The organism is Pseudomonas sp. UBA6315 (assembly GCF_002438125.1).
GTDB lineage: Bacteria > Pseudomonadota > Gammaproteobacteria > Pseudomonadales > Pseudomonadaceae > Aquipseudomonas > Aquipseudomonas faucium.
The window spans coordinates 1-11,392 of the sequence record NZ_DJTF01000068.1 but is presented as its reverse complement, the minus strand read 5'-3'; the positions used below and the strand labels follow the sequence as shown (position 1 = coordinate 11,392).

10 protein-coding genes are annotated in these 11,392 nt (G+C 65.9%); 9 read left to right on the top strand and 1 reads right to left on the bottom strand.

Going from position 1 to position 11,392, the window contains the following annotated elements; translation table 11 throughout:
- The 3 genes from B3E94_RS08480 to B3E94_RS08470 form a co-directional block, all read left to right on the top strand.
- Positions 1 to 1,004, top strand: a 1,004-nt coding sequence (locus B3E94_RS08480) for an aminoglycoside phosphotransferase family protein (protein WP_286913076.1), incomplete at its 5' end; no start/stop codon positions are given.
- Positions 1,001 to 1,672, top strand: a complete 672-nt coding sequence (murU, locus tag B3E94_RS08475; protein ID WP_286913075.1) for an N-acetylmuramate alpha-1-phosphate uridylyltransferase MurU — start codon at positions 1,001 to 1,003, stop codon at positions 1,670 to 1,672. The genes B3E94_RS08480 and murU, both read left to right, overlap by 4 nt.
- Before the next feature lies 1 nt (position 1,673).
- Positions 1,674 to 2,438 (top strand): TerB family tellurite resistance protein, encoded by a 765-nt coding sequence (locus B3E94_RS08470; protein ID WP_176516034.1) that lies wholly within the window; start codon positions 1,674 to 1,676, stop codon positions 2,436 to 2,438.
- Between the two features lie 94 nt (positions 2,439 to 2,532).
- On the opposite strand, the gene B3E94_RS08465 is transcribed toward B3E94_RS08470, so the two are convergent.
- Positions 2,533 to 3,531 carry an alpha/beta hydrolase family protein gene (locus tag B3E94_RS08465; RefSeq protein WP_176516032.1) on the bottom strand — a complete coding sequence of 333 codons (999 nt, stop codon included), beginning with the start codon at positions 3,529 to 3,531 and terminating at the stop codon, positions 2,533 to 2,535.
- 95 nt (positions 3,532 to 3,626) lie between these two features.
- Between B3E94_RS08465 and B3E94_RS08460 the strand changes: the two genes are divergently transcribed.
- The 6 genes from B3E94_RS08460 to B3E94_RS08435 all read left to right on the top strand — a co-directional run bounded on the left by B3E94_RS08460 (position 3,627) and on the right by B3E94_RS08435 (position 11,380).
- Complete coding sequence (locus B3E94_RS08460; protein ID WP_286913073.1) at positions 3,627 to 6,029, top strand: PAS domain-containing sensor histidine kinase; 2,403 nt, start codon at positions 3,627 to 3,629, stop codon at positions 6,027 to 6,029.
- A complete protein-coding gene (locus B3E94_RS08455; protein ID WP_236238113.1) occupies positions 6,026 to 6,655 on the top strand; it encodes a response regulator in 630 nt (209 codons plus the stop codon). The genes B3E94_RS08460 and B3E94_RS08455 overlap by 4 nt, the downstream gene beginning before the upstream one ends.
- A gap of 312 nt (positions 6,656 to 6,967) precedes the next feature.
- On the top strand, positions 6,968 to 8,092 hold the full coding sequence (locus tag B3E94_RS08450; protein ID WP_176516026.1) for an ABC transporter ATP-binding protein: 1,125 nt from the start codon (positions 6,968 to 6,970) through the stop codon (positions 8,090 to 8,092).
- Positions 8,093 to 8,132: 40 nt separating this feature from the next.
- A complete protein-coding gene (locus B3E94_RS08445; RefSeq protein ID WP_286913072.1) occupies positions 8,133 to 9,164 on the top strand; it encodes an ABC transporter substrate-binding protein in 1,032 nt (343 codons plus the stop codon).
- A 129-nt stretch (positions 9,165 to 9,293) separates the two neighbouring features.
- Complete coding sequence (locus B3E94_RS08440) at positions 9,294 to 10,541, top strand: ABC transporter permease (RefSeq protein WP_176516023.1); 1,248 nt, start codon at positions 9,294 to 9,296, stop codon at positions 10,539 to 10,541.
- Positions 10,542 to 10,552: 11 nt separating this feature from the next.
- On the top strand, positions 10,553 to 11,380 hold the full coding sequence (locus B3E94_RS08435; protein ID WP_286913071.1) for an ABC transporter permease: 828 nt from the start codon (positions 10,553 to 10,555) through the stop codon (positions 11,378 to 11,380).
- Positions 11,381 to 11,392: the final 12 nt, after the last annotated feature.

Genomic DNA, 11,392 nt, shown 5'->3' with positions numbered 1-11,392 from the left:
TACGCCTGCAACAACTGACTGTATGGCTCGATGAACAGCTCGATCAGCTTTTCCGCGACAACGCCTGGGGCGAGGTGCCCGAGGGCAGCCTGACCGCCGCCAGCAGCGATGCGAGCTTCCGCCGCTACTTCCGCTGGCAGGGCGCAGGGCGCAGCTTCGTGATCATGGATGCACCACCGCCCCAGGAAAATTGCCGACCATTCGTCGCCATCGACCACCTGCTGGCGAGCGCTGGCGTGCATGTGCCACAAATCCATGCGCAAGACCTGGAGCGCGGCTTCCTGCTGCTGGGCGACCTGGGCCACCAGACATACCTTGACATCATCGATGCCGATAACGCCGACGCCTTGTTCGCCGACGCCATCGCCGCGCTGCTGGCGTTCCAGCGCCTGCCGATGGACGCTGCGCTGCCCAGCTACGATGACGCCCTGCTGCGCCGCGAGGTCGAGCTGTTCCCTGAGTGGTACGTTGGCCGCGAGCTTGGCAAGGCCCTCGACGACGCGCAGAAAGCCACCTGGCAACGCGTCAGCCAGCTGCTGATCGACAGCGCCCTGGCCCAGCCCAAGGTGCTGGTTCACCGCGACTACATGCCGCGCAACCTGATGCAGAGCAGCCCCAACCCCGGCGTGCTGGACTTCCAGGACGCGGTCTACGGCCCTGTCACCTACGACATCACCTGCCTGTTCAAGGACGCCTTCCTCAGCTGGCCCCAGGCCCGCGTCGAAGGCTGGCTGCGCAACTACTGGGGCCAGGCGCTGGCCGCCGGAATCCCGGTGCAGCCTGAGTTCGAGGATTTCCAGCGCGCCAGCGACCTGATGGGCGTGCAGCGCCACCTGAAAGTGATCGGCATCTTCGCCCGCATCTGCCACCGCGATGGCAAGCCGCGCTACCTGGCCGACGTGCCGCGTTTCTTCGCCTATATAGATGAAGTGATCAGCCGCCGCCCCGAGCTTGCGGAGCTGGGCCAGCTGATCGCCGAACTCAAGGCCGGAGCGCGTGCATGAAAGCGATGATCCTGGCGGCAGGCAAGGGCGAGCGCATGCGCCCGCTCACGCTGCATACCCCCAAACCGCTGGTGCCGGTCGCCGGCCAGCCGTTGATCGAGTACCACCTGCGCGCCCTGGCGGCGGCCGGGGTGACTGAGGTTGTGATCAACCATGCCTGGCTTGGCCAGCAGATCGAAGACCACCTGGGCGATGGCAGCCGTTTCGGCCTGAGCATCCGCTATTCGCCAGAGGGCGAACCCCTGGAAACCGGGGGCGGGATCTTCAAGGCGCTGCCGCTGCTGGGCGAGGCGCCGTTCCTGCTGGTCAATGGCGATGTCTGGACCGATTACGACTTCACCCGCCTGAAGGCGCCGTTGCAGGGCCTGGCGCATCTGGTGCTGGTGGATAACCCGGGCCATCACGGGCGCGGCGATTTCCGCCTGCTGGGCGAGCGGGTGGTGGACGGCGACGATGCGCCCGGCACCCTGACCTTCAGCGGCCTGTCGGTGCTGCATCCGGGCTTGTTCGAAGGCTGCCGGCCAGGTGCGTTCAAGCTGGCGCCGCTGTTGCGCCAGGCGATGCAGGCGGGCCAGGTGAGCGGCGAGCATTACCGCGGCCACTGGGTCGATGTCGGCACCCTGGAGCGCCTGGCCGAGGCCGAGCGCCTGATCGGCGAGCGCGCCTGAGATGTGGTGGCCAGGCACGGTGATCGGGCTGGGTGCGGGTTTTGCCGTTGCCAGCATTCCCGGTGCATTGCTCGGCGCGTTGCTGGGCCAGGCCATGGACCGGCGCCTGCGCGTGCAGGGCTGGGCAGACATGCGCGAGCGCCTGGGCGGGCGCTCGGCCCTGCGTGACGAGGAGTTGTTGTTCGTGCTGCTCGGGCGCCTGGCCAAGAGCGATGGGCGGGTCGCCGAGCAGCATATCCAGCAGGCCCGCCAGGAAATGGTGCGCCTGGACATGGCCGAGGCGCAGCGCTTGCGTGCGATTGCCGCATTCAACCGCGGCAAGGCCGGCAAGGACCGGCTGGGCGCGCACTTGCGGCGTATCCGCCTGCAGCCGCATGCCGCCGAAGGCACCTTGCGCGCGTGCTGGCGCATGGCCTGGGCCGATGGCAAGGCCGGCCAGCATGAGCGCGAGCTGCTGCTGGAGTGGGGGCAGAAACTGGGGCTGAGCCGGCGCCAGGTACAGGCCATGTCGCTGGAGTATGAGCCGCGCAAGGCCCCGGTGGCCTCTGGCGTCATGACCTATGCCGCGGCGCTGCGGCTGCTGGCGGTCGAGGCGGATACCGATGGCGACCGGGTCAAGCAGGCCTATCGCCGCCTGGTCAGCCGGCACCACCCGGACAAGCTGGCCGGGACCGGGGCCAGCGAAGCGCAAGTGCGCGAGGCCACCGAGCGGACCCGGGAGTTGCATCAGGCCTACGCGTTGATCCGCAAGCGGCGGGGGCTGTGAGGGCCCTATCGCCGGCAAGCCGGCTCCCACAAGGATCCAACAGCCGCCAGGATCAGTGTGGGAGGCGGCTTGCCGGCGATAGGCGCCGCGCGGTCTATTCCTGCGGCACCATCCACCCACGCACGCGGCGGAACAGCTGCTCCTGCTCGGCGCCCAGGTTGCCCGGCATGGCAATCAGCGACAGCTGCTTGTACTGGCTGTCCTTCTGCCGCTTGCTGGCCTGCAGGCGCAGCTCGGCGGCCTTGCGGTCGCTGCTGCGGGTGGCGTAGTAGAGGTCGGCGGCCGGCACTTTGAGGGTCGGCGCCAGGCTTTCCAGGTCATGCTCGACCCGCGCCGGGGTCTGCGCCGCAATCATCACCAGTTTCTGCACCTGCGCGGGCTGTTTCTCGCTCAGGTAGCGCGCAGCCCAGTACGCACCACTGCCATGGCCGATCAGCACGATGCTGCGTGAGTTGTGCTGCTGGGCATAGGCGACGGCGGCATCGAGGCGGGCGAAGATGCGTTCGGCGTCGGCCTGGTCGTTCTGCTCGCTGGCTTGTTCGGCGTCGGTGCCCTGCGCGGCGTCGCCATCGGCCGCCGTGGCCTGGGCGATGTTGGCGTTGGCGTCGGCCGGGGTGTCCTTGGCCGGCGCCGTCTCGCCCTTGTCTTTTTGCGGCTCGGCGGCCGGCTTGCTTTCCACCCGCGCCTGCGGGCTGTCGGCAAGCAGGTCGGGCAGGCTCAGGCTCAGGCTGTGCCAGCCGATATCGGGGAACTTGCGCCGCAGCGGGCCAACCGCGTTCGGCCAGTCGGCGTTCTCGCCGGCACCCGGGACGATAATCACCGCGCCTTGCGGGTCGCTGTCGTTGGCGGGTTTCCACAACGCCAGGAAGCTTTCGTTGCCGGCCTGCAAGGTCTCTTGCTCGGCCTTGGGCACCAGGCGCTCCAGGGCCTGCGCATCTTCCTGGCTACGTTCCAGCAGGGGCGGTCGCGGCTCTGCCGCCGCGCTTGCCTCGGCGGCTGCGGGTTGTTTTTCGGCGTCGGCGGCCAGGGCGCCGAGGGGCAGGAGCGAGGCGAGGCAGCACATTGCCAGCGTCGTGCGATAAAGTGTCAACATGGATCAACCCAAGGCCAGAATAATACCGGCAGCCTAATAGTATTTGCCCGTGACGGCCATGCTGCAGGGCCGCCCTTGCCAAGACGAGCGTGTGAATGAAGCGATTGCGTCGCCTGTGGGTTATCGGCTGCTTGTTGCTGCCCTTGATCGCCTTGGCAAGGCCGCAAGCCCCGCCAGCGGTCGCGCTCGAGCCTGCCCAGCAGCAATGGCTGGACAGCCACCGCAGCCTGCGCGTGGGCCTGGTGCTGCAGGCGCCCTATGCCCAGTTCGACCGCCGCCTGCAGCAGCTCTACGGGGCCAACGTGGAGCTGGTGAACGGGTTGGCCCGGGCGCTCGATCTGGACCTGACCTGGCGCAACTTCAGCGACCAGGCCAGCCTCGAGCATGCCCTGCAGGCCGGCGAAATCGACTTCGCCCCGGGCCTGACCCAGACCCCCGCCAGCCTGCGCAAATGGCTGTTCAGCGACCCGTACATGCGCGTGCCGCAACTGGTGGTGGGCCCACGCACCGGGGCAATGGCCGTGGAGCTGGAAAAGCTCGATGCCGACCAGCGTGTCGCGGTGCGCATGCCCAGCGTGCTGGCCGACTACTTGCGCGGCAACTACCCCAACCTCAACCTGCAGGGCGTGCCCACTGAGCGCGAGGCCTTGCAGTGGGTGATCGGCGGCCAGGCCAGCCTTGCGGTGCTCGATGAGGCCCAGCTCAGCCGGCTGTCGCGGGAAAGCGAGTTCAGCGAGCTGGTGGTGGTGGGTGACATCGGCCTGCCGCAGTTGCTGCGGGTAGGCTCGCGGCGTGACTGGCCGATGCTGGCCGATGTGCTCGAACGCGGCCTGCAGGCCATGCCGGCCAAGGAGCTGGAGCAGCTGCACCAGCGCTGGCTGCAACCCAGGTACCCGCGCCTGAGCGAGTCGGCCGGCTTCTGGCAGAACCTGGCCTTGCTGTTCGGCCTGCTGCTGTTGTGCGCCCTGGCCACCCTGGTATGGCAGCGCCGCCAGCAGCGCCAACTCGAGCGCAGCCTGTTGTCAGCCAGGGAAACGCTGGCCGAGCGGCAGGTGCGTGAAGAAGCGCTGCGCCTGAGCCAGTTCGCCATCGACCAGAGCACCGTTGGCATCCTCTGGGTCAGCTGGGACAGCCATGTGCGTTACGCCAACCATGCGGTGGAGCGCATGCTCGGCTACGCCGAAAGCGAACTGCTCGAACGCCCGTTGATCGACTTCGAACCCAACCTTGGCATGGACCGCTGGCTGCAGTTGTGGAAAGGCGCGCGCACCGGGGAGGGCGGGGCGCAGCAGTTCGAGACGCACTGCCTGCGCGCCGATGGCAGTACCTTGCCGGTGGAGTTGTCGCTGAGCTTCCTGCGCTTTCGCGATGCCGAGTACCTGGTGGTCTACCTCGCCGACGTGACCGAACGCCACCGCGCCCTGGCGGCGCTGCGTGAAAGCGAGGCGCGGCTCAAGGGCATTGCCGGCAACGTGCCGGGCCTGGTGTTTCGCCTGGAGCCGGCCCCTGCCGAAGGTGAGCCGGAGTTCCCCTACATAAGCGAAGGCAGCGAGGCGCTGGTCGGCTACAGCCCAACGCAGATCCAGCACCCGCAGATGGGCCTGCGCAACCTGGTGCACCCCCAGGACCGCGCCGATTATCACCAGGTGCAGGACCTGGCCATTGCCAGCGGCCAGGATTGGTCATGGCAGGGGCGCATCCTGACCCGCGAGGGCGAGCAGCGCTGGGCGGACATCAAGGCCAGTGCCCGGCACCTGGCCAATGGCCGGGTGGTGTGGGACGGCGTGGTCTGGGACATCACCCAGGGCAAGCGCGCCGAGCTGGCGCTGGGCAAGTCCCAGGAGCAGCTGCGCGAGCTGTCGGCGCACCTGGAGAGCGTGCGCGAGGAAGAAAAAGCCCGCATCGCCCGCGAAGTGCACGATGAACTCGGCCAGATGCTGACGGTGCTCAAGCTCGAAGTGTCGATGTGCGAGCTGGCGTTCGCCGAACTGGACCCGGCGCTGAACGAGCGCCTGGCGAGCATGAAGCGCCTGATTGCCCAGTTGTTCCAGCTGGTGCGCGACGTGGCCACGGCACTGCGCCCGCCGATTCTCGACGCCGGCATCGCCTCGGCCATCGAATGGCAGGCCCGGCGTTTCGAAACCCGCACGCAGATACCTTGCCTGGTACAGGTGCCGGAGCACCTGCCGGCATTGAGCGATGCCAAGGCCACCGGGCTGTTCCGCATCCTGCAGGAGGCGCTGACCAACGTCATGCGCCATGCCCAGGCGCACAGCGTGGAAATCGAGCTGGTGCGCGAAGGCGGTTACTTGCGCATGACCGTCAGCGACGATGGCCGCGGGTTCTGCCACGATCAGCCCAGGCCGGCATCGTTCGGCCTGGTGGGGGTGCGTGAGCGGGTGCTGATGCTCGGTGGCAGCATGCGGCTTGACAGCGAACCAGGCGAGGGCACCAGCCTGAGCGTGGCCATTCCCGTGGATAGAGGAGAGCAAGCGTGATTCGAGTGCTGGTGGCCGAAGACCACACCATCGTCCGTGAAGGCATCAAGCAATTGATCGGCCTTGCCAAGGATATGCAAGTGGCCGGGGAGGCCGGCAATGGCGAGCAGTTGCTGGAGACCTTGCGCCATACCCCGTGCGAGGTGGTGTTGCTGGACATCTCCATGCCCGGGGTCAACGGCCTCGAGGCCATCCCGCGGATTCGCGCGCTGGACAACCCCCCGGCGATCCTGATGTTGTCCATGCACGACGAGGCGCAGATGGCCGCCCGTGCGCTCAAGGCCGGCGCCGCCGGCTATGCCACCAAGGACAGCGACCCGGCCTTGCTGCTTACGGCGATCCGCCGGGTGGCGGGCGGCGGGCGCTACATCGACCCGGCGCTGGCCGACCGCATGGTGTTCGAAGTCGGCCTGACCGAAACCCGCCCGCTGCACACGCTGCTGTCGGAGCGCGAGTTCTCGGTGTTCGAGCGCCTGGCCCAGGGCGCCAACGTCAACGACATCGCCCAGCAACTGGCGCTGTCGAGCAAGACCATCAGCACCCACAAGGCGCGCTTGATGCAGAAGCTCAAGGTCAACTCGCTGGCGGAGCTGGTGAAATACGCCATGGAGCACAAGCTGGTGTGACTGTTCTGATTGCGACATGCCTTGCCGCTGACGCTGGGCAGATGCTGTGGGAGCGGGCTTGCCCCGCGAACCAGGGCGAAGCCCTGGCCATACACCGCTTGTGCCTGGGCCGGCCCTTTCGCGGGGCAAGCCCGCTCCCACAGGGTGGTGTGGTGTATTCGAAGTCCATTCCAAATCCGTCATTGTTGTAGGGCAATCCCTACACGCAATCTTCCACCCGGATGATGGCATTCTCTCTTCAGCCCCGATTTCCGGGCGCTTGCGCCTGCTCTAGTCTTTTGCCACGCAGTCATCCAACAAGAAGGTGCAGGCATGAGCGAGGCGAATTCGAATGCGGCCACTGGCGAAACGCTGGTCAGCTTCCGTGGTGTGCAGAAGAGCTACGACGGCGAATCGCTGATCGTCAAAGACCTCAACCTGGACATTCGCAAAGGTGAATTCCTCACCTTGCTCGGGCCCTCCGGCTCGGGCAAGACCACTAGCCTGATGATGCTCGCCGGTTTCGAGACCCCCACCGCCGGTGAAATCCAGCTGGCGGGGCGTTCGATCAACAACGTGCCGCCGCACAAGCGCGACATCGGCATGGTGTTCCAGAACTACGCGCTGTTCCCGCACATGACGGTGGCCGAGAACCTGGCCTTCCCCTTGAGCGTGCGCAACCTGAGCAAGACCGACATCAGCGAGCGGGTCAAGCGGGTGCTCAACATGGTCCAGCTCGACGCCTTCGCCAAGCGCTACCCCGGGCAATTGTCCGGCGGCCAGCAGCAGCGCGTGGCCCTGGCTCGCGCCCTGGTGTTCGAACCGCAGCTGGTGCTGATGGACGAGCCGCTCGGCGCCCTCGACAAGCAACTGCGCGAACACATGCAGATGGAGATCAAGCACATCCACCAGCGCCTCGGCGTGACCGTGGTGTACGTGACCCACGACCAGGGCGAGGCGCTGACCATGTCCGACCGCGTGGCGGTGTTCCACCAGGGCGAGATCCAGCAGATCGCCGACCCGCGCACGCTTTATGAAGAGCCACGCAACACCTTCGTCGCCAACTTCATCGGCGAGAACAACCGCATCAACGGCACCCTGCTGGCCAGCGATGGCAAGCGCTGCCAGGTGCAGCTGGCGCGCGGCGAGCGGGTCGAGGCGCTGGCGGTGAATGTCGGCCAGGCCGGGGAGCCGGTGACCTTGTCGATCCGCCCCGAGCGCGTGCGCCTCAATGGCCACAGCCAAAGCTGCGTCAACCGCTTCTCTGGCCGCGTGGCCGAGTTCATCTACCTGGGCGACCACGTGCGCGTGCGCCTGGAGGTCTGCGGCAAGGCCGACTTCTTCGTGAAGCAGCCGATTGCCGAGCTCGACCCGGCGCTGGCCGTGGGCGATGTGGTACCGCTGGGCTGGGAGGTGGAGCACGCGCGCGCGCTCGATCCGATTGCCGAAGCCCACTGATGGATTGCTTCACCAACCCTGTACTGTGGAGAGAATAATAATGCGCAAGCAGTTGAAACTGACCGCCCTGGCCCTTGGTCTGTTCGCCGCCGGCCAGGCCATGGCAGCGGACCTGACCGTGGTTTCTTTCGGTGGCGCCAACAAGGCAGCCCAGGTCAAGGCGTTCTACGAGCCTTGGGAAAAGGCCGGCAAGGGCAAGATCGTCGCGGGCGAGTACAACGGTGAAATGGCCAAGGTCAAAGCCATGGTCGATGTCAAAAGTGTTGACTGGAATCTGGTTGAAGTAGAGTCGCCAGAGCTGGCCCGTGGTTGCGACGAAGGCATGTTCGAAGAGCTCGACCCGGCCCTGTTCGGCAAAGAAAGTGACTATGTGAAGGGCGCCATCCAGCCATGCGGCGTGGGCTTCTTCGTCTGGTCCACGGTACTGGCCTACAACGCCGACAAGCTCAAGACCGCGCCTACCAGCTGGGCCGATTTCTGGGACACGAAAAAATTCCCAGGCAAGCGCGGCCTGCGCAAAGGCGCCAAGTACACCCTCGAATTCGCCCTGATGGCAGATGGCGTGGCGCCGAAGGACGTTTATCAAGTGCTGGGCACCAAGGAAGGCCAGGACCGCGCCTTCAAGAAACTCGACGAACTCAAGCCCAGCATCCAGTGGTGGGAAGCCGGCGCCCAGCCGCCGCAGTACCTGGCCTCGGGTGACGTGGTCATGAGCTCGGCCTACAACGGCCGCATCGCTGCGGTGCAGAAGGAAAGCAACCTGAAGGTGGTATGGAACGGCGGTATCTACGACTTCGACGCCTGGGCCATTCCGAAAGGCGCCAAGAATAAGGAAGAAGCGGAGAAGTTCATCGCCTTCAGCGTGCAGCCAGAGCAGCAGAAGACCTACTCCGAAAACATCGCCTACGGCCCGGCCAACTCCAAGGCCGTCCCGCTGCTGGCGGATGCGGTGAAGAAGGACATGCCGACCACGCCTGAGAACATCGCCAACCAGGTGCAGATCGACGTGGCCTTCTGGGCCGACAACAGCGAACAGCTGGAGCAACGCTTCAACGCCTGGGCGGCGAAGTAAACGACAGGAGCCGCTGTTGCGGCCCGTCGGCGGCAAGCCGGCTCCCACAGGTGAGGTAGTGTGGGAGCCGGCTTGCCGGCGACAGGCTGCACAGCAGCCCCAAATTCAGCCTGTTTTGCGGAGTTCGCCATGGCCATTGCAATGCCCCTGAACGAAGGCGCAGGTCCAAACCTGAAGCAGCGCCTCAAGCACGCCGAGCGGGTCAACCGCTGGAAGGCGCAGGCGTTGATCGCGCCGCTGGCGCTGTTTCTCCTGCTGGTGTTCCTGGTGCCGATCGCGGCGCTGTTGTACAAGAGCGTCGGCAACCCGGAAGTGGTCGGCGGCCTGCCGCGCACGGTCGAAACCATCGCCCGCTGGGATGGCAAGAGCCTGCCGGGTGAAGAGGTGTACAAGGCCCTGGGCCAGGACCTGGCCGAGTCGCGCAAGAACCAGACCCTGGGCGACCTCTCCAAGCGCCTGAACATGGAACTGGCCGGCTACCGCAGCCTGTTGGCGAAAACCGCGCGGGCGCTGCCGTTCAAGGAAGAGCCGGCCTCATATAAAGATGCCCTGCAGGCGCTCGACGAGCGTTGGGGCGACCCGGCCTATTGGCAGGCGATCCGCCGCAATACCAGTTCGGTGACATCGTTCTACCTGCTGGCGGCGCTCGACCACCGTATCGACGACCTCGGCGAGCTGGCCAAGGCCACGCCCGACCAGGCCATCTACCTGGATATCTTTGCCCGCACCCTGTGGATGGGTGTGGTGATCACGGCCATCTGCCTGGTGCTGGCCTACCCGCTGGCCTACTTGCTGGCCAACCTGCCGACCCGGCAGAGCAACCTCTTGATGATCCTGGTGCTGCTGCCGTTCTGGACTTCCATCCTGGTGCGGGTGGCGGCGTGGATCGTGCTGCTGCAGTCGGGCGGGCTGATCAACAGTGCGCTGATGGCGATGGGCATCATCGACCAGCCGCTGGAGTTGGTGTTCAACCGCACCGGCGTGTACATCTCGATGGTGCACATCCTGCTGCCGTTCATGATTTTGCCGTTGTACAGCGTGATGAAGGGCATTTCGCCCAGCTACATGCGCGCGGCGATTTCGCTCGGTTGCCACCCGTTCGCCAGCTTCTGGCGGGTGTACTTCCCGCAGACCTACGCAGGTGTGGGGGCCGGTTGCCTGCTGGTGTTCATCCTGGCCATCGGTTACTACATCACCCCGGCGCTGCTCGGCAGCCCCAACGACCAGATGGTCAGCTACTTCGTCGCCTTCTATACCAACACCAGCATCAACTGGGGCATGGCCACCGCGCTGGGCGGGCTGTTGCTGCTGGCGACCGTGCTGCTGTACCTGATCTATAGCTGGCTGGTCGGCGCCAGCCGCCTGCGCCTGAGCTGAGGAGCCTTGTGATGCTTAGCCCATACATGTCGCCCGTGGAGCGGGTGTGGTTCTACAGCCTGCGCATTCTGTGCGGCCTGATTCTGCTGTTCTTGGTGCTGCCGGTGCTGGTGATCGTGCCGCTGTCGTTCAACAGTGGCAGTTTCCTGGTGTATCCACTGCAGGGCTTCTCGCTGCAGTGGTACCACGACTTCTTCGCCTCGGCCGAATGGATGCGGGCGCTGAAGAACAGCATCATCGTCGCCCCGGCGGCGACGCTGCTGGCCATGGTGTTCGGCACCTTGGCCTCGATCGGCCTGACCCGCGGCGACTTCCCGGGCAAGTCGCTGGTGATGGCGCTGGTGATTTCGCCGATGGTGGTGCCGGTGGTGATCATCGGTGTGGCCAGTTACCTGTTCTTCGCCCCGCTGGGCATGGGCAACAGCTTCATCTCGCTGATTCTGGTGCATGCGGTGCTGGGCGTGCCGTTCGTCATCATTACCGTGTCGGCGACCTTGCAGGGCTTCAACTACAACCTGGTGCGGGCGGCTGCCAGCCTGGGCGCCTCGCCGTTGCTGGCGTTCCGTCGGGTGACTTTGCCTTTGATTGCGCCGGGGGTGATTTCCGGGGCGCTGTTTGCCTTTGCCACTTCGTTCGATGAAGTGGTAGTGACGCTGTTTCTGGCCGGCCCGGAGCAAGCGACCTTGCCGCGGCAGATGTTCAGCGGCATTCGCGAGAACCTCAGCCCGACCATTGCGGCGGCGGCGACCTTGCTGATCGCCTTCTCGGTGGTGCTGTTGCTGACCCTGGAGTGGTTGCGCGGGCGTAGCGAGAAGTTAAGGACCCAGCAGCCTGCCTGATTGCTGCTTGCC